The 20,769-nt window shown below is 69.5% G+C and carries 24 protein-coding genes, 1 tRNA gene, 1 pseudogene and 1 riboswitch; of the genes and pseudogenes, 6 read left to right on the forward strand and 20 right to left on the reverse strand.

The window, feature by feature from the left end; translation table 11 throughout:
• Positions 1-122: 122 nt before the first annotated feature.
• From KSF81_RS25300 to wrbA, 4 genes are all read right to left on the reverse strand, one after another.
• On the reverse strand, positions 123-1,106 hold the full coding sequence (locus KSF81_RS25300) for a pirin family protein (RefSeq protein WP_217381320.1): 984 nt from the start codon (positions 1,104-1,106) through the stop codon (positions 123-125).
• 73 nt (positions 1,107-1,179) lie between these two features.
• Positions 1,180-1,851 carry an alpha/beta hydrolase gene (locus tag KSF81_RS25305; protein ID WP_217381321.1) on the reverse strand — a complete coding sequence of 224 codons (672 nt, stop codon included), beginning with the start codon at positions 1,849-1,851 and terminating at the stop codon, positions 1,180-1,182.
• Positions 1,852-1,875: 24 nt separating this feature from the next.
• The gene (locus tag KSF81_RS25310; RefSeq protein ID WP_217381322.1) at positions 1,876-2,820 is read right to left on the reverse strand and encodes a ring-cleaving dioxygenase; all 945 of its coding nucleotides are present in this window, start codon (positions 2,818-2,820) and stop codon (positions 1,876-1,878) included.
• A gap of 109 nt (positions 2,821-2,929) precedes the next feature.
• Positions 2,930-3,529: an NAD(P)H:quinone oxidoreductase gene (wrbA, locus tag KSF81_RS25315; RefSeq protein ID WP_217381323.1), complete on the reverse strand. Its 600-nt coding sequence runs from the start codon at positions 3,527-3,529 to the stop codon at positions 2,930-2,932.
• A gap of 157 nt (positions 3,530-3,686) precedes the next feature.
• Between wrbA and KSF81_RS25320 the strand changes: the two genes are divergently transcribed.
• The gene (locus KSF81_RS25320; RefSeq protein ID WP_217381324.1) at positions 3,687-4,610 is read left to right on the forward strand and encodes a LysR family transcriptional regulator; all 924 of its coding nucleotides are present in this window, start codon (positions 3,687-3,689) and stop codon (positions 4,608-4,610) included.
• Between the two features lie 79 nt (positions 4,611-4,689).
• On the opposite strand, the gene KSF81_RS25325 is transcribed toward KSF81_RS25320, so the two are convergent.
• From KSF81_RS25325 to KSF81_RS25335, 3 genes are read right to left on the reverse strand one after another with little or no spacing between them, the layout of a single operon-like run.
• Positions 4,690-5,895, reverse strand: coding sequence for a CaiB/BaiF CoA-transferase family protein (locus tag KSF81_RS25325; RefSeq protein ID WP_217381325.1), 1,206 nt, complete (start codon positions 5,893-5,895; stop codon positions 4,690-4,692).
• The gene (locus tag KSF81_RS25330) at positions 5,892-6,077 is read right to left on the reverse strand and encodes a hypothetical protein (RefSeq protein ID WP_217381326.1); all 186 of its coding nucleotides are present in this window, start codon (positions 6,075-6,077) and stop codon (positions 5,892-5,894) included. Before KSF81_RS25330 ends, KSF81_RS25325 begins: the two co-directional genes overlap by 4 nt.
• A gap of 40 nt (positions 6,078-6,117) precedes the next feature.
• Positions 6,118-6,828 (reverse strand): glycine/sarcosine/betaine reductase selenoprotein B family protein, encoded by a 711-nt coding sequence (locus KSF81_RS25335; RefSeq protein WP_217381327.1) that lies wholly within the window; start codon positions 6,826-6,828, stop codon positions 6,118-6,120.
• Positions 6,829-7,006: 178 nt separating this feature from the next.
• On the opposite strand from KSF81_RS25335, the gene KSF81_RS25340 reads away from it, so the two are divergent.
• Positions 7,007-8,623 carry an ABC transporter substrate-binding protein gene (locus tag KSF81_RS25340; RefSeq protein ID WP_217381328.1) on the forward strand — a complete coding sequence of 539 codons (1,617 nt, stop codon included), beginning with the start codon at positions 7,007-7,009 and terminating at the stop codon, positions 8,621-8,623.
• Positions 8,624-8,761: 138 nt separating this feature from the next.
• A complete protein-coding gene (locus tag KSF81_RS31690) occupies positions 8,762-9,196 on the forward strand; it encodes a CsbD family protein (RefSeq protein ID WP_217381329.1) in 435 nt (144 codons plus the stop codon).
• 53 nt (positions 9,197-9,249) lie between these two features.
• Here the strand turns inward: KSF81_RS31690 and KSF81_RS25350 are convergent, their stop codons facing one another.
• The 4 genes from KSF81_RS25350 to KSF81_RS25365 all read right to left on the reverse strand — a co-directional run bounded on the left by KSF81_RS25350 (position 9,250) and on the right by KSF81_RS25365 (position 12,183).
• On the reverse strand, positions 9,250-9,999 hold the full coding sequence (locus KSF81_RS25350; RefSeq protein ID WP_217381330.1) for an SDR family NAD(P)-dependent oxidoreductase: 750 nt from the start codon (positions 9,997-9,999) through the stop codon (positions 9,250-9,252).
• Between the two features lie 71 nt (positions 10,000-10,070).
• On the reverse strand, positions 10,071-10,730 hold the full coding sequence (locus tag KSF81_RS25355) for a 3-oxoacid CoA-transferase subunit B (protein WP_217381331.1): 660 nt from the start codon (positions 10,728-10,730) through the stop codon (positions 10,071-10,073).
• Positions 10,731-10,743: 13 nt separating this feature from the next.
• Positions 10,744-11,442 carry a CoA transferase subunit A gene (locus KSF81_RS25360; RefSeq protein WP_217381332.1) on the reverse strand — a complete coding sequence of 233 codons (699 nt, stop codon included), beginning with the start codon at positions 11,440-11,442 and terminating at the stop codon, positions 10,744-10,746.
• Positions 11,443-12,108: 666 nt separating this feature from the next.
• A tRNA-Gly gene (locus KSF81_RS25365) sits at positions 12,109-12,183 on the reverse strand.
• Positions 12,184-12,348: 165 nt separating this feature from the next.
• Positions 12,349-12,427: riboswitch (SAM riboswitch) on the forward strand.
• A gap of 61 nt (positions 12,428-12,488) precedes the next feature.
• On the opposite strand from KSF81_RS25365, the gene metZ reads away from it, so the two are divergent.
• Positions 12,489-13,733 (forward strand): O-succinylhomoserine sulfhydrylase, encoded by a 1,245-nt coding sequence (metZ, locus tag KSF81_RS25370; protein ID WP_217381333.1) that lies wholly within the window; start codon positions 12,489-12,491, stop codon positions 13,731-13,733.
• Between the two features lie 123 nt (positions 13,734-13,856).
• Complete coding sequence (gene apaG, locus KSF81_RS25375; protein ID WP_217381334.1) at positions 13,857-14,267, forward strand: Co2+/Mg2+ efflux protein ApaG; 411 nt, start codon at positions 13,857-13,859, stop codon at positions 14,265-14,267.
• A gap of 12 nt (positions 14,268-14,279) precedes the next feature.
• On the opposite strand, the gene KSF81_RS25380 is transcribed toward apaG, so the two are convergent.
• The 3 genes from KSF81_RS25380 to KSF81_RS25390 form a co-directional block, all read right to left on the reverse strand.
• Positions 14,280-15,140 carry a GNAT family N-acetyltransferase gene (locus KSF81_RS25380; RefSeq protein WP_217381335.1) on the reverse strand — a complete coding sequence of 287 codons (861 nt, stop codon included), beginning with the start codon at positions 15,138-15,140 and terminating at the stop codon, positions 14,280-14,282.
• Positions 15,137-15,649 carry a Fur family transcriptional regulator gene (locus KSF81_RS25385; RefSeq protein ID WP_217381336.1) on the reverse strand — a complete coding sequence of 171 codons (513 nt, stop codon included), beginning with the start codon at positions 15,647-15,649 and terminating at the stop codon, positions 15,137-15,139. Before KSF81_RS25385 ends, KSF81_RS25380 begins: the two co-directional genes overlap by 4 nt.
• Positions 15,650-15,917: 268 nt before the next feature.
• On the reverse strand, positions 15,918-16,397 hold the full coding sequence (locus KSF81_RS25390) for a MucR family transcriptional regulator (protein WP_217381851.1): 480 nt from the start codon (positions 16,395-16,397) through the stop codon (positions 15,918-15,920).
• A 100-nt stretch (positions 16,398-16,497) separates the two neighbouring features.
• On the opposite strand from KSF81_RS25390, the gene KSF81_RS25395 reads away from it, so the two are divergent.
• Positions 16,498-16,743 (forward strand): sulfurtransferase TusA family protein, encoded by a 246-nt coding sequence (locus KSF81_RS25395; protein WP_217381337.1) that lies wholly within the window; start codon positions 16,498-16,500, stop codon positions 16,741-16,743.
• Positions 16,744-16,786: 43 nt separating this feature from the next.
• Here the strand turns inward: KSF81_RS25395 and KSF81_RS30515 are convergent, their stop codons facing one another.
• From KSF81_RS30515 to KSF81_RS25420, 6 genes and pseudogenes are all read right to left on the reverse strand, one after another.
• Positions 16,787-16,960, reverse strand: a complete 174-nt coding sequence (locus KSF81_RS30515; RefSeq protein WP_254453743.1) for a hypothetical protein — start codon at positions 16,958-16,960, stop codon at positions 16,787-16,789.
• 55 nt (positions 16,961-17,015) lie between these two features.
• Positions 17,016-17,216, reverse strand: a pseudogene (locus KSF81_RS32500) (ribosomal-protein-alanine acetyltransferase); the annotation flags it as partial.
• A gap of 5 nt (positions 17,217-17,221) precedes the next feature.
• On the reverse strand, positions 17,222-17,896 hold the full coding sequence (gene tsaB, locus KSF81_RS25405; protein ID WP_217381338.1) for a tRNA (adenosine(37)-N6)-threonylcarbamoyltransferase complex dimerization subunit type 1 TsaB: 675 nt from the start codon (positions 17,894-17,896) through the stop codon (positions 17,222-17,224).
• A 107-nt stretch (positions 17,897-18,003) separates the two neighbouring features.
• Positions 18,004-18,849: an exodeoxyribonuclease III gene (locus tag KSF81_RS25410; RefSeq protein ID WP_217381339.1), complete on the reverse strand. Its 846-nt coding sequence runs from the start codon at positions 18,847-18,849 to the stop codon at positions 18,004-18,006.
• 1 nt (position 18,850) lies between these two features.
• Positions 18,851-19,537 carry a fumarylacetoacetate hydrolase family protein gene (locus KSF81_RS25415; RefSeq protein ID WP_217381340.1) on the reverse strand — a complete coding sequence of 229 codons (687 nt, stop codon included), beginning with the start codon at positions 19,535-19,537 and terminating at the stop codon, positions 18,851-18,853.
• Between the two features lie 354 nt (positions 19,538-19,891).
• A complete protein-coding gene (locus KSF81_RS25420) occupies positions 19,892-20,668 on the reverse strand; it encodes a gamma-glutamyl-gamma-aminobutyrate hydrolase family protein (RefSeq protein ID WP_217381341.1) in 777 nt (258 codons plus the stop codon).
• Between the last annotated feature and the right edge of the window lie 101 nt (positions 20,669-20,769).

The raw sequence follows: 20,769 nt of genomic DNA on the forward strand, positions 1-20,769 counted from the left end.
CACCCTCGCGCCCGTCCGCTCTGCCTTGTCGCTGCGCCATGCCTGTTTCCTTCTGTTCTGTGCCGGAGTTCGCGTCGCCATGTCTCCAGGAACTGCCTGGCCCTGAGGTGGCAGGATGCCGGCTAGCTCGTGGGCGAACCCTCGCTGGCCCGCCCGGGCTCCGCCGGCCGGCTCCCCGCCCGCATCGCCACGCGCTCGGGCAGCGGGATGAACTCCGTCTCGTCGCCTGGCACCTTGCCGAAACCTCCGGCCTTCCAGTCGGCCTTGGCCTGCTCGATCCGCTCGCGCGAGGAGGAGACGAAGTTCCAGAACAGGTAGCGCGGCCCGTCCATCGCCGCGCCGCCGAGCAGCAGCAGGCGCGCGCCCCGCGGCCCGGCGCGCAGCGCCAGCCGGTCCCCGGCACGGAACACCAGCATGCGGCCCGGCTCGAAGCGATCACCCGCCACCTCGACTTCGCCGTCCAGCACGTAGGCTGCGCGTTCCTCCTGCCCTTCCGGCAGGGGCAAGGCGCTGCCGGCCGAAAGGGCGGCATCGGCGTAGAAGAGGGACGAGGAGACGGCGACGGGTGAGGCGAGGCCCCAGGCCTCGCCGGCAACCAGCCGCAGCCGGACCCCGCCATCCTCGATCACCGGCAGGGATGCGCCGGGGTGATGCACGAAGGCCGGCGCTGCCTCCTCCGCCGCCTTCGGCAACGCAACCCAGGACTGGATGCCGAACAGGCGGTTGCCATGGACCCGCAGCGCCTGGTCGGTCCGCTCCGAATGCGCGATCCCGCGCCCTGCGGTCATCCAGTTCACGTCGCCCGGAACGATCGGCTGGTGCGAGCCGAGGCTGTCGCGGTGCAGGATCTCGCCCTCGAACAGGTAGGTGACAGTCGAGAGCCCGATATGCGGGTGCGGCCGCACGTCCAGCCCATGCCCGGCGAGGAATTCGCCCGGCCCCATCTGGTCGAAGAAGATGAAGGGGCCGACCATCTGCCGCTCCTTTGCCGGCAGGGCGCGGCGCGCCTCGAAGCCGCCCACGTCATGGGCGCGCGGCAGGAGCACGAGCTCCACGCCATTGGGCGGGGCCGGGCATTCGGGGTCTTCGGCGGGTTGCCAGCTCATGGTCTCTGCTCCCTTGGGTTCCCGTGCAGGTGGCACCTGGTTGGATCGTGGCGGGTGTCTGCCGCCGCCAACCCTAGGCTGGCGGTGTGGCTCCCGCCACGCGCGCGAGGATCCGGCGCGCGATCCCCGCCTCGTCCTCGTTGATGCCGTGGTCGCCGCCCGGGTAGATGCGGGTGACGACCTCGGCCCCGAGCGCTTGCATCACGACCTCGGTCTCGCGCACCCGTCCGATCGGGATATGCGGGTCGCGCTCGCTGCAGCCGAGCAGGATCGGCATGCCCGCGAAGATCGGCGCGCCCGTCGCCGGAGCCACGCTGTCGCCGATCAGGCCGCCGCTGAGGCCAATGACGGCGCCGAGGCGCTGCGCGCGCCGGCGGGCGAATTCGAGCGCCAGGCAGGCGCCCTGCGAGAAGCCGAGCAGGGCGATGCGCTCCACAGGAACACCATCCCCGACCAGCCGGTCCACGAGGTCGTCCAGGACGGCGAGCGCCGAGGACAGATAGGGCTCGTTGCGGGCGACCGGCTCGGTGAAGCGGTAGGGGTACCAGGTGTTGCCGGCGGCCTGCGGCGCGAGGCAGGCGAGCGCCGGCGGGGCCACCAGCCCCGCAAGCCCGAGCATCTCCTCCGCATCGCCGCCCCGGCCATGCGCCAGGATCAGCGCCCCTGCGGCCTCCGCGGGCGGCGCTCCCATCGTGGCGATCGGCTGGCCGGCATGCGGCCCCGTGCCTCCGGTCACGTCACGCATGATCTGTCTCTCCCGCGCCCTGCATCAGATCGGCTTCAGGCCGCGCTCGATCTCCGCCCGCTGCGGCTCCAGGAAGGGCGGCAGGACCAGGCGCTCGCCCAGCGCTTCCAGCGGCTCGTCCGTCGCGAAGCCCGGGCCGTCGGTGGCGATCTCGTAGAGGATGCCGTTCGGCTCCCGCGTGTAGAGGCTGCGGAACCAGAAGCGGTCCACCGGGCCGCTGGAGCGGATGTGCAGGCGTTGCAGCCGCTCGACCCAGGCGGCGTATTCCTCGTCGCGCACCCGGAAGGCGACATGGTGCACACCGCCCGCGCCGGGGCGCGCCGGCGGCAGGTCGGGCTCGACCCGCACATGCAGTTCCGCCGCGGGGCCGCCTTCGCCCATCTCGTAGACATGCACCGTCACTCCGGCCGCGTCCGGCGCTGCATAGCTGCGCCCCTGGCGCATCGCCATCACACCGGTGAGGAAGTGGTCGGAGGGCGCGAGGTCGGGCACGCTGATGGTGATCGGCCCGAGGCCGCGGATCTGGTAGGCCTCCGGCACGGAACTGCGGTCCCAGGGGTGGGACGGACCGGCGCCGCCATCATCCACCAGCGTCAGCCGCTGGCCTTCCGGGTCCTCGAAATCGAGCTGTTTCCGGCCGTCCACCTCCCGCACCGGGCCGTGCTGCACGCCCGCCTCGTCGAGGCGGGCGGTCCAGTAGTCCAGCGCCTCCTGGCCCGCCACCCGCAGCGCGGTGCGGACGATGGAATGCGTGCCGCGCCGCTCCTGCTCGGCCGGCCAATCGAAGAAGGTCAGGTCGGTGCCGGGGTTGCCCGCGCCATCGGCGTAGAACAGGTGGTAGGCGGAGACGTCGTCCTGGTTGACGGTCTTCTTGACCAGCCGCATCCCGAGCACGCGCGTGTAGAAGTCGTGGTTGCCGCGCGCATCCGCCGAGACGGCGGTCAGATGGTGGATTCCGTGGAGTTGCATTGCGATCTTTCCTTTATTCCGTCTTCGTGGCTGCACCTCTTTGCCATTGCGCCAGTCATGCGCGCTGCGGACCAGCGACGCATGGCGGCAGCAACGCTCCGTGCCGGTGTCAGGCTGCCAGCTTGCCGGCGATCTCGGCCACGTGGCGGCCGAGGAAGCGGGCGCCCTCCAGTTCGGTCGCGCTGACCTGGCGGGAGCCGTCGCCGCCGGCGATCGTGGTGGCGCCGTAGGGCGCGCCGCCGACCACCTCATCCAGCCGCATCTGCCCCTGGAAGGAATAGGGCAGGCCCGCGATGACCATGCCGTGGTGCAGCAGCATGGTGTGGATGTTCATCAGCGTCGTCTCCTGGCCGCCATGCTGGGTGGCGGTGGAGGTGAAGGCGGCGCCGACCTTGCCGATCAGCTTGCCCTGCGCCCAGAGGCCGCCGGTCATGTCCCAGAAATTCGCCATCTGCGAGGTCATGCGGCCATAGCGGGTGCCGGTGCCGACGATGATGGCGTCGTATTCCGCCAATTCGGCCGGCGTGGCGATGGGCGCGGCCTGGTCGAGCTTGTAGTGGCTGGCGCGCGCCACCGCCTCGGGCACCAGTTCCGGCACCCGCTTCACCACCGCCTCGGCCCTGGCGCTGCGCGCGCCCTCGGCAACGGCATCGGCCATGGTCTCGATGTGGCCGTAGCTGGAATAGTAGAGGACGAGGACCTTGGTCATCTGTGACTCCCTGATTGATTCGGATGGTGTCGGTTGAGGATTGATCGGGCTGACCTCCTGTTGCGGAGGGGCGTCCGATCCGTCTGGTGTGAAGATCGGCCTTGGCGGAGGGACAGAAAAGGGAAACAACGGAAACTCATCGTTTCCGGATTTGCCCATGCCCCGCCTGCCCGACCTCGAAGCCTGGGCGGTCTTCGCCAAGGTGGCGGAGACCGGCTCCTTCACCCGCGCGGCCGCTGAGCTCGGCCTGTCCAAGGCGACCGTTTCCAAGGCCGTCGCCCGGCTGGAGGCGCGGGTCGGCGCGGCCCTGCTGAACCGCACCTCCCGGCGCCTTGCCCTGACGGAGACCGGCCGTGCCGCCGCCGCCGGCGCCACCCGCCTCCTGGCCGAGGCGGAGGCGGTGGAGGCGGAGGCCATGTCGCAATCCCTCGCGCCGAGGGGCCTGGTGCGGCTGGCCGCGCCGATGTCCTTCGGCATCGCGCATCTGGCGCCCCTGCTGCCGGAGCTACTTGCGGCCTATCCCGAGGTCTCGGTCGACCTGCATCTCGGCGACGAGCAGGTGGACCTGGTTGGCGGCGGCTTCGACCTGGCGCTGCGGATCGCGGCGCTCGCCGATTCCAGCCTGCGGGCGCGGCGCCTCTGCCGGATCCGGCGGTTGCTGGTGGGCGCGCCCGCCTATTTCGCGCGCCGCGGCCGCCCGGGGCAGCCGCAGGACCTCGCCGGCCATGCCTGCCTCGGCTATGCTTATCTGCCCAGCCCAGACCGCTGGCGCTTCATCCACGCCTCGGGCGAGGAGGCGGTCGTCACGCCGGCCGGCCCGCTGCGCGCCAACAACGGCGACGCGCTGATGCCGACCTTGCTGGCCGGGTTGGGTGTCGCGGTGCAGCCGGAGTTCCTGGTGTGGGAGGATCTCGCCGCCGGACGGCTGGAGGCGGTGATGCCGGGCTGGTCGATGCCGCCGATCGCGCTGAACATCGTCACGCCGCCCGGCGGGTTGCGGCCGGCCCGCGTCGCCGCGGTGATCGAGTTCCTGGCGCGCCGCCTGGCCGCCGCGCCCTGGGCGACACCCGTCGAGGCGTGACGCGGATGGAGGCGTGTCTTTCGCCGCCCGGCCCTGGCGAAGAAACGGCCCGCGCCCGGTCCGGCGCGGGCCGCCCGGATCAGATCACCAGTGCTTCCCGATAGGCGGCGATCTCCGCCTCGGTGTAGCCAGCCTCGCGCAACACCTCATCCGTATGCGCGCCCAGTTGCGGCGCGGGGCGGTCGATGCGGGCACCGCCATGCGCCATGCGGAAGCCGGTAGTGGCGAAGCGCCTATTGCCCCAGGGCGTCTCCACATCCTGCAGGGCGTCGCGGGCCAGGACCTGGCGGTGCTCGATGATCTCGTCCACCCGCCAAATGCGGGCGCAGGGCACGCCCGCGGCGGTGAGCCTCTCCTCCCAATTCGCGGCGTCGTCCTGGGTCAGCACACCCTCCAGGTTCTCGCGCAATTCGGCCTGGTTCTCCAGCCGCAGGAACCAGTCGGCGAAACGTGGATCGTCGAACAGCCGGGTCAGGCCCAGCTCCCGCATCAGGATCTCGTACTGCTTGTCGGTATTCGCCGCCAGCAGCAGGTGCCCGTCCCGCGCCCTGAAAAGGTTGGCCGTGGCGCGACGGCTGACGGCCTGGTTGCCCCATTGCTTCTGCTGGAAGCCGCCCACCGTCCAGTCCGCCACCTGGCCGCTGAGGAAGGCCAGGGTGGATTCCAGCATGGAGACGTCGATCCTCTGCCCCTGGCCGGTATGGGTGCGCTGGAACAGCGCGGAGGAGATGGCGAAGGCCGAGGTCATGCCGGACAGCACGTCGCAGATCGCGAAGCCGGCGCGCAGCGGATCGCCGCCGGGATGGCCGGTCATGGCCATGATGCCGGACATCGCCTGGATGCGCCCGTCATAGCCCGGCTCCCTGCGGTCCGGCCCGGTATGGCCGAAGCCGGAGACGCTGCAATAGATGATGCGCGGATTGATGGCGGAGAGCACGTCATGGCCAAGCCCCAGCCGCTCCATCACGCCGGGGCGGAAATTCTCCGTCACCACATCGGCCTCGGCCACCAGCCGCTTGAGGATGGCGATGGCCTCGGGCTTCTGCAGGTCCAGCGTCAGGCTGCGCTTGTTCAGGTTGATCGCCTGCCAGGACGGTGCCTGGTTGCGTTCCGCCCATTCGCGGGATTGCGGATTGCGCCGCGCATCCTCACCCTCGCGGCGTTCCACCTTGATCACATCGGCGCCGAGCAACCCCAGTTGGCAGACCCCGAAGGGGCCGGCCAGCACCTGGGTGAAGTCCAGGATCTTCACGCCCTCGAAGGGGCGGGCACCTGGGCCGGTCATGCCGCCTTCTCGCGCAGGCCCTTGGCGACCGCCTTCTGCTTCAGGAACTCCTCGCGCCGACGGGCCAGCTCCGCCTCGCCGATCTGCTCGAGGTTGTTGTAGTCGTTCTTCCAGAGCCCGTCCTCGGTCCAGCGGATCGGGTTCTGCACCGTGGTGCGCGGCCCCGGCGCGGTTTCCAGCACGCGCAGCGCCAGTTCCAGCGTGCGGGCCTGGCTCTCCGGGTCATGCGGCTTGCCGGCGCTGTTGCCCAGGGGGGAAGTCGCTGAACAGGAAACGCGGCACGCCGCAATGCTCCACGATGTCCTTGGCGCAGCCCATGATGACGGTCGGGATGCCTGCGGCTTCCAGGGCGCGCGCCACCAGGCTGCAGGTCTGGTGGCAGACCGGGCAGTTCGGCACCAGGATCACCGCGTCCACGCCGTCTTCCTGGCATCGCTGCACCAGCTCGGGGCAGTCGATCTCGACGGTGTGGCGGTGGCTGCGGTTGGTCGGCGCGCCGTGGAAGCGGGGGGACAGCTCCTTGATCCGCCCGGCCTTCACCGCCGCACGCAGCAGAGGCAGCGGGAACCAGCTGTTGCAATCGGTCGCGGTGGTGTGCTTGCGGTCGTAGCCGATATGGGAGATGCGCAGGTCGTGGTCGGCGGCTGTGTCCCCTGAATACGGCTCGTAGAATTTCGCGCCGGAATTGTAGGGCGCACCGGGCCCCTGGTCCCCCTTGGCAGGGTCGTAGGGTGCTGCGGTGGTGATCAGCCCGATGCGGCTTTCCGACAGCTTCCTGGTAAAGGGGGTGAAGGGCACGTCGCGGTAGTGCGCCCAGCGATAGGGGTCGTAGCCGATCGCCTGGTAGTAGGCGCGGGTGCGCGCCATGTAGGGGACCGGGCTGTCGTAATCGGGCGCGAAACCCATGGCGCGGTCGATTTCGGCGGTGCTCATCGTGGCTTCCTCCTGCCCGCCGGCAACCGGCGAGGCGATGGCATATCAGCGTGACGCTAGAGCAAACTCCGCCCGAGTGAAATCACCCGGCCAGGGCCATTCCCGGGAAGGCACTGAAGCCCCTTTACTTTCGACCTTGGGCGCCCCCACGCTTCGGACAGCGAGGGGAGGAGACGGGATGAGGAACGCCGTTGGCGCTGCCGTGCTCACGCTGGTCAGCCTCATTGCGGGGGCAGGGCGGCCGGCTGACGCGCAGCCATCGCCCCGGACGTTGCGGATCGCAATGACAGCGACCGACGTGCCAACCACCACCGGGATGCCGAACAATGGCTCCGAGGGCATGCGTTTCCTCGGCTATCCGATATTCGAGGCTTTGGTGCTCTGGGATCTGTCGCGCCCTGACCAGGTGGCAACCTTGCGCCCCGGACTGGCTGAGCGCTGGGAGCAGGATGCCGCCGACCCCCGCAAATGGCGGTTCTCGCTGAGGGCCGGCGTCGTCTTTCATGACGGCACGCCCTTCAACGCCGATGCGGTAATCTGGAATCTGGATCGTTTCTTCCGCAATGACAGTCCGCAATTCGATCCGGCTGGCAGCGCCATTGCGCGCGGGCGGGTTTCGGTGCTCACCGCATACCGGAAGCTGGATGACCTTGCGGTCGAGCTGGAAACGGTGCGGCCAATCTCCTACACGCCTTACATCGTCAGCAACATCCTGCTCACCTCGCCGAATTCCTGGGAGCAGGGCGGGCGCGATTGGGCCCGTGTCGCCGCGCTGCCGGCGGCGGGAACAGGCCCGTTCCGCCTGACGCGCTTCGTGCCCCGCCAGCTTGTCGAGCTCGGTCGCAACGACAGCTACTGGGACACGAACCGCCGGGCGCGCCTCGACCGTATCGTGCTGCTGCCCATGCCTGAGGCGAATACCCGCCTTGCCGCACTGCGCTCAGGCCAGGTCGATTGGATCGAGGTGCCGCCGCCCGACGCCATCCCCAGCCTCCGTCAGGCGGGCTTCAACATCGTGACGAACTCCTACCCGCATGTCTGGCCCTGGGTATTCGCCGCCGGCCGCCAAAGCAGCCCGACGGCGGATCCGCGCGTGCGGCAGGGCCTGAACTACTGCTTCGATCGCGCTGAGATGGTGCAGTTGTTGAACGGCACCGCCGAGCCGTCGGTCGGATTCTTCAAGCCGGATGACCCGAATTTCGGCAACCCGCAGAACCGATATCGACTGGATGCCGCGCGAGGTCGTGCCCTGCTGGCTGAGGCAGGCTTCAACGCGCAGCGCCCGCTGCGGCTGCGTATCGGCATCTCCAACTCAGGCTCCGGCCAGATGCTGCCGCTGCCGATGAACGAGTTCCTGCAGCAATCACTGCGCGAGAACTGCGGTGTGGAGGTCGCTTTCGAGGTTGTGGAATGGAACACGCTGCTCATCGCGCTCCGATCCGAGCCCACGGCCCCGGGGTGGCTTGGTGCAGATGCCGTGAACATCTCCCTCATCTCCTCCGATCCGTCCCAGATGGCACGCTGGTTCCTTGCGTCCAGCTTCTCCCCGCGCGGCTCGAACTCCGGCCAGTGGCGCGACGAGGCGTTCGAGGCCGCCTTTGCGGCGCTGGAGGTGGAGGCAGACCCGGCACGTGTTCAGGCGCTCCTGCGCACGGCACATGAGCGTCTGGTGGACAACCCGCCCTGGCTGTGGGTCGTGCACGACCTCAATCCGCGCGCCATGAGCCGGCGCGTGCGCGGCTTTGTCTCTGCTCAATCCTGGTTCCAGGACCTGACGACGGTGGAGATGCAATAGTGCGGGCACCGTGGTCTGGATGGCCGAGCGCCTACCGCGCCATGCACCGAAGGGTGAACTCCCTGGCGGCGGCAGCGTTGCAAGGGCGCATCAGCCTGGCCGCGGGTTCAGGCAGAAGGCATCGGGAGGAGATTGCCGATGGATGAGGATCGCATCGCCGGCTCAGCGCAGCAGGCCAAAGGTTCGGCCGAGGCGGCCGCCGGCCGCGTGCTGGGTGACGCCAAGCTGCAGGCGGAGGGCGCGGCCGACCATGCGGCGGGGACGGTCCGCAATGCCGCGGGCGGCGCGAAGGACGCGGCCAGGGAAGCCGGCGAGTCGGCGCAGACCGAAATCCGGCATCTTCGAGAGGAACTCGACGAAGTCTCGGCCGAGCCCGTTGCGCCCAGGCTGGCCGCGGCGAGCGCGCGGGTGGATGCCTATGCAAGGCAGGCGGAGGCCGCCGTGGCCCGCCGGTCGGACGCCCTTGCGGATCTGGTGTGGGACCACCCACTGGCCGCGATCAGCGGCGCTGCCATTGCGGGGTATTTTCTGGGCCGATTGACCAAGGGCGCGACATACATCTACCGCCGGTGATGGCCGGCGGCACTCCTGGCCGAGTCACGTCCGGACCGGAAAGGCAGGGCAACTCACGTCAGGAATGCGCCGCCATTCACGTGGATCGTCTGGCCCGTGACATAGCCGCCTTCCGGGCCGGCCAACAGACGGACCATGGCGGCGATCTCGTCAACCGAACCCTTGCGCCGCAGCGGCACGGTGGCATCGCCGCGCGTGGCCGGCAGCGTGCCTGCCGAGGCGCCGCGCAGGGTGTCGATGGCGCCCGGCGCCACGCAATTGCAGCGGATGCCATGGGGCGCCAACTCCACCGCAAGCGCCCGCATGAGACCTTCGAGCCCCGCCTTGGAGGCAGAGACATGGGCGCGGTTCGGTGTGCCGATATGGGTCGAGATGCCCGAGAGCCCGATGATCGCGCCACCACCGCGGCGGATCATGTGCGGCACGACCGCCTGCGACAGGATGAAGGCGCCGTCGAGCGCCACGGCCAGGATCTCCCGCCATTCCTCGAAGGACATGTCGAGGAACGGCGTCTGGCGTCGCAGCCCGGCATTCGACACCGCGATGTCGATGCCGCCCAGCCTGGCCGCCGCGAACTCGGCCATCTGCGCAACCGCATGCGGGTCGGAGACATCGGCCAGATGGGCAAGGGCCTTGCCGCCCATGGCGACGATCTCGCCCGCGACCGCCTCGATGGCGGCACGATCGGAACGGCCGTTGACCACAACCGCGGCACCGTCGCGCGCCAGGTGCAGCGCGATGGCGCGGCCTATGTTCCTGCCCGCGCCAGTTACCAGCGCCACCTTGCCGTCCAGAGTGCCCATCGCTTCATCTCCCGAGGACATGCGCTGGCCAATGCCGCGTTGCTCTCCCCGGTCAGGGGGCAACGAGGCTGTCAGGCGCGGTGCAGCACGGCTTCCGTGCGTGCCTGCAACTCATCGAAGGACAGGCCGGGGATTATGTCGATCACCACGAAGCCCTTCGGCGTGACCTCCAGCACTGCGAGGTTGGTATAGATGCGGCTGACGCAGTGCTTCGCCGTCAGCGGATAGCTGCACTGCTTCAGGATGCGGGCATGGCCATGCTTGGTGGTGTGTTCCATGGTCACCCAGACGCGCTTGGCCCCGACGGCCAGGTCCATCGCGCCGCCGATCTGGCGGCCTGCTTCGCTGGCCGATTGTGCCCAGTTCGCCAGGTCGCCGTTCTCCGCCACCTGGAAGCCGCCGAGGACGCAGAGATCGAGATGCCCACCGCGGACGATGCCGAAGCTGTCGGCATGGTGGACATAGCTGCCGCCGGTGCGCAGGCTGACGCGCTGCGTGCTGGCATTGATCAGCCAGGGATTCTCCCGGTGCTTCTCCGGCGCCGGGCCCATGCCGAGGATGCCGTTCTCGGAGTGGAAGACGACTTCCCGGTCTGCCGGCACGTGATCGGCGATCAGGCTGGGAATGCCGATGCCGAGGTTGACATACCAGCCTTCCGGGATGTCCTGCGCCGCGCGGGCGGCCATGCCGGCCCGGCCGAGCGGCCTGAATGCATGTGCGGTTTCGTTCATCGCGTGCGCCCCTTCATTCCGGCAGCTTCGGATCGCCGGCCTCGACGTGCAGCACGCGATCGACGAAGATCCCCGGGGTGACGATCTCGTTTGCCGGCAAATGGCCGAGATCGCAGACATGATGCGTTTGCACGATGGTGAGTTTTCCCGCCATGGCCATGACCGGGTTGAAGTTGCGGCCGCTGTCCCGATAAGTCAGGTTGCCCCAGCGATCCGCCATCCAGGCCTCGACCAGCGCCACATCACCGGGCAGCGCGCGTTCCAGGATGCAGGTGCGGCCGTCGTATTCGCGCGCCTCCCTGCCCTCGGCCACCAGCGTGTCCGCGCCGGTGGGGGTGAAGAAGGCGGGCACGCCGGCGCCGGCGGCGCGGATGCGCTCCGCCAGCGTGCCTTGCGGCACCACTTCCACCTCCATCCGCCCGTCGCGCACCGCCTCGCCGGCTATGCTCTGGGCGCGAACGAAGCTGCAGATCAGCTTCTTCACACGGCCGAGTTCGATCAGCCGTGGCAGGCCGCGCGCCGGGTGGTCCGGGCTGCGCGCCCGCCCGCCGGCATTGGCGACGATGGTGAGATTGGTGGCGCCCTGCTCGATCAACCCGTCCAGCAGGGCATTGGGCGTGCCGACATCGCCAAACCCGGCCAGCAGCACGGTGGAGTTGTCCTTGATGCCGTTCATGGCCTCCGCCATGGAACGCACGAATTTATTGATCATCGTCCCGGCCCCCCACCGATGGATTCCGCCTTTCGCGCGGTGGCATTGATCGGCCGCCCCGGAATGGTCTGGCTGGAAACGTTAGTGAAGACTGGACCACAGCACCAGAGCGGGCGCGGCAGCAGCGCCTTGCGACCCTCCTGCAACGCAGCATGGGATGCCGCAAAGCGCCGGGATGGCTGTGCAGCGCTGCAAGACACTGATGGAACACCGTGGCGATGCCCAGGCGGTGGAGGCACTCGCTCCGTCATGCCTCCGGCCGGTCGGGAGCTGTCGGCAAGCCCGGGCGGCCGATCACCCCGGCGAGGCGGCGCACGGCATCGTTTCCGCCTGGCTGGCCGAAGTGGAAGGGAAACTGCGGCGGCTCGAGGCGTTGCGCGCCGAACTGGCGCGCATGGTGGAGACTGGCTGCCGCGGCGCCCCCGCGGGTTGCCGCATCCTGGCTACGCTCGCGGACCATGAACCACGGGCATTGCCTTGGCTCGGAGCATGCTATCCCCGAAAGACGCTGAGCGATGGCAGGCGCACAAGGGCCCGAACCTTGGCCCCGCTGAGCAGGAGGCAGTGGATCCAAGCCGCGGAGGAAATTCGTGTCCTGGGCGTGCCCCCGCGGCCCGGGGCTGGCGTGTCCCGCACAGCCATGCCTGGCCAGGCTGCTGAAAACCTTGGAGCGGGCGATGGGAATCGAACCCACGACATTCAGCTTGGGAAGCTGACGTTCTACCTCTGAACTACGCCCGCGCCACGGGCCAGTATTAGCGGTGCCGGCGCTGCGCGGCAAGGCTCGGCCACATGCGCCCGTGCCGCGGCCCGCGCCCTTGCGGGGTGGGTCGGGACAGGATCCGCACGCTTCGCCGCTTGACCCGTGCGGCTGGCCGGGCCTATGCCAGTGGCCCTGGTGGCGGCTGCGCTGCCCCTCGCGATTTGTCCGGCCAGCTTGCGGCGAGGTGAAACAAGCGCGCTAAACGGCCGTTGGGGGTTGCCATAGGCACCCTCGCGCCCCGCTCAGGGGGCCGGACGCCGCGTGCTGAAGGTGTCCCTCACCCATGTCCAAATCCCTGCCGCATCGCCCGCTCCGCCCCGCCACCCTGCTGGTCCGTGGAGGCACCAACCGCAGCAACCACGCCGAAACCTCCGAGGCGCTGTTCCTCACCTCCGGCTTTGTCTACGACAGCGCCGAGCAGGCGGAGGCGACCTTCACCGGCGCCGAGCAGCACTACCAGTATTCCCGCTTCGGCAACCCCACCGTGGCGATGCTGGAGGCGCGCCTGGCCGCGCTGGAAGGCGCCGAGGCCTGCCGCGTCACCGCCACCGGCATGGCCGCGGTGCATGCCGCCCTGCTGTCGCATCTGAAGACCGGCGACCGCATGGTGGCCTCCCGCGCGCTGTTCGGCTCCTGCCACTGGATCGTCTCCACCCTGCTGCCGCGCTACGGCATCCAGACGGAATTCGTGGATGGCACGGATCTCGCGCAGTGGGAGAGCGCGCTGTCCCGCCCCGCCGCCCTGGTGCTGCTGGAGACGCCCTCCAACCCGATGCTGGAAATGGCGGACCTGCCGGCGGTGGCGGCGCTGGCGCACCAGGCCGGCGCCATCGTGGTGGTGGACAATGTCTTCGCGACGCCGCTGCTGCAGAAGCCACTGACGCTGGGCGCCGATGTGGTGGTCTATTCCTGCACCAAGCACATGGACGGCCAGGGCCGCACCCTCGGCGGCGCCGTGCTCGGCAGCAAGAAATGGGTCGATGAGGTGCTGCAGCCCTTCACCCGCAATACCGGTCCGGCGCTCTCGCCCTTCAATGCCTGGGTGATCCTGAAGGGGCTGGAGACCCTGGCGTTGCGGGTCAATGCCATGGGGCGCAGCGCTGCCGCCATCGCCGATTTCCTGTCGGAGCGGGCGGAGGTCGACCGCGTGCTGTATCCCTTCCGGGCCGACCACCCGCAGCATGCGCTGGCCAAGCGGCTGATGTCGGGCGGCGGCACGGTGGTGACCTTCGACCTCGCCGGAGGCCCAGGGGGCGCCCCAGGGGGCGCCAAGGAGGCGGCCTTCCGCTTCTGCAACGCGCTGCGCATCATCGATGTCTCGAACAATCTCGGCGACGCCAAGAGCATGGTGACCCACCCCGCCACCACCACCCATATGCGGATCGGCGCCGAGGAACGGGCGCGGCTCGGCATCACCGAAGGCACGATCCGCCTCTCGGTCGGGCTGGAGGATGTCGCCGATCTGATCGACGACCTGGCCGAGGCGCTGGACTCCGCCGGTGCCATCGATTCGCGCGCGGCAGAATAGGCCGCCGGAGTAGCGTGCCGCACTGCCGGCATGGCAGGCTGGCGGGACTGGGAGCAGAGCCGATGATGCTGGAAACCGGGACCGCCTTCGCCCCCGCGACCTCGCGCGGGGGCTGAGCCGGCCATGCCCACCCCTCCTGCCTATACCGAGGTCACGCGCGACATCCGGGTGACGGTGCGCGCCTTCTACCTGGCCGACCAGTCGGAGCCGGAGCGTGGCCAATTCGCCTGGGCCTATCGCGTCACCATCGCCAATGAGGGCCGCCGGACCGTGCAATTGCTGCGCCGCACCTGGCGCATCACCGATGCCCTGGGCCGCACCCAGCAGGTGCAGGGCGACGGGGTGGTGGGGGAGCAGCCAGTGCTCGATCCGGGCGAGAGCTTCGAATACACCTCCGCCACGCCGCTGGCGACGCCCTCCGGCTTCATGCGCGGCACCTACCACATGGTGGTGAGCGATACCGGCGAGCCCTTCGACGTGACGATCCCGAGCTTCAGCCTGGACAGCCCGCACCAGCCCGGCGGGGTCCATTGAGGCGGAAGCGGGCTATTCGCCGGACCTTTCATCACCCTGGCCCGGGCCGCCCCGCTTGCGTTCGTAGTGCTTGTGGTATTTGTCGGTGAGGAGATCCGTCTTCACCACCACGCAGACATCCGTGGTGTTGAATTGCCGGTCCAGCACCGCGCCTTCGCCGACGAAGCCACCGAGCCGCAGATAGCCCTTCACCAGCGGCGGCAGCTCGTTCAGCACCGCCCGCGTGTCGAGCCCGGCCGGGTCCAGACGGTCCATCGCCACATAGCGGTTTGGCAGGGCGCGCGGCCGCAGCGCCGCCGGCGCCAGGTGGTTGGCATGCAGATAGGTGAGCTGCGGCGCCAGCGCGTCCGGGTCGGTTCCCGGCAGGCTGGCGCAGCCGAACATCACGACGACCTCATGCTTGTAGATATAGGCCGCGATGCCGCGCCAGAGCAGCTGCAGGCTGCCGCGCGTGCGGTAATTGGCATGCACGCAGGACCGGCCGAGCTCCAGGATCTGTCCGGGTAGGTTCACCAGCGGCGTGATGTCGTATTCATCCGCCGAGTAGAAGCGGCCGAGCTTCGCGGCGGCGGACCGGCGGATCAGCCGGTAGGTGCCGACCACCGCCTCCGGCCCATTGCCGATATCGTGGTCCAGCACCAGGAGATGGTCGGCCACCGCATCGAAGGCATCCCTGTCGCGGCGGGCGGCCAGGGTGCTGGCATCCGGGTGGGCGCCCATTTCCTCATAGAAGACGCGGAAGCGCAGCGCCTGCGCGGCATCGACCTCGGCCGCCGTCTCGGCGATGCGGACACCGAGATTGCCGGCGCGGATCTCGCCGAAGCCGGCCTCGGTGTCAGCTTCGGTGGAGGAGAGGGAGCTTTCAGGGGTCATTCGGCGTCCCGCCCGTTGGTGGTGCGGCGCGGTGTCACGCGGCGTGGCCCCGGGCGGGGCGCGGGCTTGGCCTCGGGGAAGCGGCGGCCGAACAATTCCAGCCGGTGGTCCACCAGCTCGAAGCCGAGCCGTGCCGCGATCGCCTGCGCCAGGGCCTCGTGCTGCGGCTCCTCGAATTCGATCACCCGGCCGGTATCCACATCGATCAGGTGGTGGTGGTGGCCATGCTCGGTGGGTTCGTAGCGGGCGCGGGCACCACCAAAGTCATGCCGCTCCAGGATGCCCTTCTCCTCCAGCAGGCGCACGGTGCGATAGACCGTCGCGATGGAGATGCGGCTGTCCTGCGCCACGGCGCGGCGATACAGCTCCTCCACATCGGGGTGGTCGGCGCTGTCGGACAGCACGCGGGCGATCAGGCGGCGCTGCCCGGTCATCTTCAGGCCGCGGTCGATGCAGAGCCGTTCGATGCGGGAGGCGCCTTCGCGGTTATTCGAAGCGCGGGTATCCATGCGCGTGGGCCGGTGCCCTTCCTGGCGGACGGCAGGCAGGGCCTGCCGTGCGTGTCTCGATCACCACCATAGCCTGCTGCGGCTGCCGCCACCATCACGCTGAAACGCGTGCCTGACCAATAGGCCGAAAAGCGCATGCCTGGCCAGCGCGCGGCAATCATATGCGCCGCCTTCCGCTCCAGTGGCGCCCTCCGCAAGGCGGGAGGGCGCGCCCGCCGCCTCCGTGCCGCAGCCGGGATCTGCGGACGAGCGGCGACGGGCGGCCGGATCAGTTGGTCTTGGTCGGCGACGTGGCCATGGCGGCCATGGCGGCCTCCCGGCGCCGGCTGCCGGGCGGGCGGCCGCGCGGCTTGGTGCCGAGGCCGATCTTCTTGGCCAGGGTGGAGCGATGCTTGGCATAATTCGGTGCCACCATCGGATAATCCGAGGTCAAACCCCAACGCTCCCGGTACTGCTCCGGGGTCAGGCCATAGGAAGTCTGCAGATGCCGCTTCAGCATCTTCAACTTCTTCCCGTCCTCCAGGCAGATCAGGTATTCGGGGGTGATCGACTTCTTGATGGGCACCGCAGGCTGCGGCCGCTCCGGCTGCGGTTTCACCGCCGGCAGGCCGACGGAAGCAAGGGTGCGGTATACATCCTGGATCAGGTTCGGCAGGTCGCCGAGCGAAACCGGATTGTTGGAGACATGCGCGGAGACGATTTCCGCCGTCAGTCCCAACAGGTCGGCCGTGGGGGTTTCTTCAGCCATGACACGCATCTTCCCGATCAAAGTTTGGAAGCTATAGTGCCACCTCTCGCCGTTTCGCAACGCGTTTTTCGGGTTTGAAGGGCATGAACCGGTGAATCCTATGCCAAGCCAAGAATTGACCGCGGATCGCCAACTCGACATAACCGCGGAGACTTGCCCCATGACCTTTGTGCGGACCCGTCTGGCATTGGATCGTATGCAGCCGGGGCAGACGCTGCTGATCCGGCTGCGCGGCGAGGAGCCCCGCCGCAACGTCCCGCGCACCGCCGCCGAGCAGGGCCATGCCGTGCTGGCGCAGCAGGAACTGCCGGACGGCATCACGCTGCTGCTGCTGCGGAAGGGTTAGGCCAGGGGCGTCCCGGCCGGGGCCGCAAGCCGGGGCGCTGGTCTCAAGAAACCAGGTCCCGCCGCAGCACCAGCGCGTCCGACCCGTCCGGATAATAGCGCCGGCGCTGGCCGACCCGGTCGAAGCCCAGCCCCCTGTACAGCGCCAGCGCGGCCGGATTGCCGGCCGCCACCTCCAGGAACATCGCCGCCGCCCCGCGGGCCCGCGCCGCTGCCATCGCCCCCCGCCATCAGCGCGGCGCCGAGCCCCTGCCGGCGCGCTTCCGGCCGCACCGCCAAGGTGAGGATCTCCGCCTCTCCCGCTGCGACGCGGGCCAGCACGAAGCCCTGCCCTTCGCGCCACAGGCCAAAGGCGCCCGGCATGGCCAGCATCAGGCCGATCGCCGCCGCCCCCCAGGCCTCGGCCGACGGGAAGGCGGCGGCGTGCAGGGCGGCGAGGGCCGGGGCATCCTCCCCGGCGGCCTGCCGCAGCATCACGGTCACGTCCGGGTGGCGGCGGGCAGGCGCACCGCCGGCGGCTCCACATAGAGCGGCCGGGCGGCCAGCGGCGGCAGCCGGCCGGCCAGGCGCAGGGCCGCCACACGGGCGGCGGCGGCGGCCTCGGGCAGGTGCAGCCCGGTCAGCACCACATCCACGCCACGGGCGGCCAGCCTGGCTGCGACGGCGGCGGCGGCATCGCCCACCACCGCGACCTTGCCGGCGGGCTGCGGCAGCTCCGCTTCGGCGAGGATTTCCGGCGGCCCCTGCGCCGCGGCGGCGCCCGGGGCGAAGCGTTCCAGCGCCACCCGGCCACGCCGGTTGTCCACCACCGCCCAGACCGTGTGGCGGGCGCGGATGGCCTCCGGCAGGGCGGCTGCCAATGCCTCCCCGGTGGTGACGCCGATCACCGGCAGGCCGGCGCCGAGCGCAATGCCCTCGGCCAGGGCGAGGGCGGCGCGCAGGCCGGTGAAGCCGCCCGGCCCGACCACCGCCGCCACCGCATCCAGATTCGCGGGCGGCACCCCGGCCTCGGCCAGCACCGCGGCGGCCAGCGGCGGCAGGGCGGCGGCATGGCCGCGCGCCACGTCCTGGATCTGTTGTGCCAGCACCACGCCATCCGCCAGCACGGCGGCGGAGCAGCGGGCGAGCGAGGCATCAAGGGCGAGGATCCACACCGGGCGTTTTCCCCCGGGGCCTTCGACAGGCTGGTCGCCGCCCCGCCCCGCCATGCTATCGCTCACGAGAAAGAGAGACCATGGCAGATATTATTCCACTGCCCGATTCAGAGCGCCAATTCCACCATGACCGGCACATGGTCGCTGGCCTGGGTCCAGCCGCGGGCAGGTTTCAGGACGGCGTGGCGGGTCAGGCGCCCGGCCAGGTCGCCACTGACCCAGACATGGTCCAGCCGCCGGCCACGATCCGCCGCTTCCCAGTCCCGCGCCCGGTAGGACCACCACGTATAGAGCTTTTCCTCGGCCGGCACGAAATGGCGCAGCGCATCGTGCCATTCGCCGGCCCGCTGCCAGCCCTCCAGCGCCGCGACCTCGACCGGCGTATGGGACACCACGCCGAGCATCTGCCGGTGGCTCCAGACATCATGTTCGAGCGGCGCGATATTGAGGTCGCCCACCAGCACGCTGCGTTTGGCGGTGCCGCGGCCGGCGGTCCAGGCGGTGGCCTCGGCCACGAAATCCAGCTTATGGGCGAATTTCGGGTTGGCCTCCCGGTCCGGCGTATCGCCGCCGGCCGGCACGTAGAAGTCATGCAGCTCGATCGGCCCGCCCGGCGCGTCCAGTTCCACCGCCAGGTGCCGGCAATCGCCCTTGCCACACCAGTCCGGGTCGTCCTGCCGCGCCGTGAAGGGCAGGCGGGAGAGGATGGCGACGCCGTTGTAGCCCTTCATCCCCTTGTAGGCGACATGCGGGAAGCCGAAGGCCCTCAGGTCTTCCAGCGGGAAGACCTCATCCGGGCATTTCGTCTCCTGCAGGCAGAGCACGTCGGGGTCGAGCGCCTTGACGAGTTCGGCCAGCAGCGGCCGGCGGAGGCGGACGGAGTTGATGTTCCAGGTGGCGATGCGGAGCGGCCGCCGCGCCGTGGCGCGGGCCAGGTTCGGCGCGGCAGGCATCTCAGACGATCCGGCAGCGGACCTCGCCGACACCCTCGACGAAGCCTTCCAGCAGGTCGCCCCGCTCCACCGCCGCGACGCCTTCCGGCGTGCCGGTCATGATGAGGTCGCCCGGCGCCAGCCGCACCAGGTGGGAGAGGTTGGAGATCACCTCCGGCACCGACCAGATCAGCTTGGACAAATCCGAGGTCTGCCGGACCTTGCCGTTCACCTTCAGCTCGATCCGGCCCTTCGAGACATCGATGTCCCGCGCCGGCACCAGCTCACCCATGGGCGCAGAATTATCGAAGCCCTTGCCCATGTCCCAGGGGCGGCCGGTCTTCTTCGCCTCGTTCTGCAGGTCGCGGCGGGTCATGTCGAGGCCGGCGCAATAGCCCCAGACATGGCCGAGCGCATCGGCCACGCTGATATCGGCGCCGGCGGAGCCGATGGCCACCACCAGTTCCATCTCATGGTGCAGCGACTTCGACATCGGCGGATAGGGCATGTCCGCGCCCCGCACCACCAGGGCATCGGCCGGCTTGGCGAAATAGAAGGGCGGCTCGCGGGTCGGGTCGCTGCCCATCTCGATGGCATGTTCGGCATAGTTGCGGCCGACGCAGAAGATGCGGCGCACCGGGAACATCTGGCTGCTGCCCTTGATCGGCACGGCAGCCACCACCGGCGGGGCGATGACATAGTCGGACATGCCTGCGAACTCCTGGGATGCGGATGGCGGCGAGGCATAGCAGCGCCGATGCGCGCCCGGAAGCCCGGCATTTCCGCATAAGATTGAATATTTTCTGAAACTACTCGCCTACCAGGCGAAAACCCGGAAAAAAAGCGCCCGGTCAGGGGGGTGACCGGGCGCCGTTGTTATAGTTTCCGATCGGAAAGGTCGGGCGAGCCGGCAGGGGAAACCGGACATCGACCACCAGCCTGTATTCGGCTGGCACTGTGATAATAGCGATTTGCCCCCCGGCGAGGCAAAAGGTGATTGCGCGGTGCAGCCATGCAACACCGTCAGATCCGCATCGTTCTCGCAATCTTGAATGGAACTGGGCTATTCGGCGGCCTGCGCCAGGTGCCGGCCTGCGGCCCAATCGGCGGCCGCCCGGCCGAAAAGCTCGAAGAGGCGGCGGCTCACCGCGTCGCGCTCCCAGTCATACTCCGGATGCCACTGCACGCCGAGCGCGAATCCGGGCGCGTCCTTCACCCGCACCGCCTCCACCGTGCCATCCGGCGCCCAGCCCTCGGCCACCAGCCGCGGCGCGAGCCGGGCGACGCCCTGATTATGCAGGGAGTTCACCGGCAGTTGCACCACCCCGCCGGCCAGCCGCGCGAAGGGGCTCTCCGGCTGCAGGCGCACCGTATGCGCCTTGGCCACCCGAACCCGCGGCAGGCGCTGGTCCGAGGGAGTGGAATGGTCGATTCGCCCCGGCAGGTCCTGGATGCGCTGGTCCAGGCTGCCGCCCAGTGCCACGTTCAGTTCCTGGAAGCCGCGGCAGATCGCCAGCAGCGGCAGGCCGGCGGCGATGGCGGCGCGGATCAGCGGCAGGGTGGTGGCGTCCCGCGCATGATCCTCCGGCGTGCCCTCGGCATGCGGGGGACCATCATAGTAGTCCGGGCAGACATTGGAGCGGCTGCCGGTGAGGATCAGCCCATCCAGCCGGGGCAGGATCTCCGGCGCCATGGCCTCACCGGCGGCGGGCAGCAGCACCGGGATGCCGCCGACCGGCCCGAGCACCACGCGCACGTAGCTGTCGGAGGCGGCATGATTCGGCGTCCCGAAAATGCCAAAGGGTTTCACGCAGCAGGAAATGCCGATGAGGGGTTTCATCACTCCTGAACATCGCAAGGGATTGCGGCGCGATCAAGACGCGAGCGCACCGGGTGCCGCCGCAATTCCGCATGGCCGGCATCCCTTCCTCGCTGGCCATG

The organism is Siccirubricoccus sp. G192 (assembly GCF_019084075.1).
Classification (GTDB): domain Bacteria; phylum Pseudomonadota; class Alphaproteobacteria; order Acetobacterales; family Acetobacteraceae; genus G192.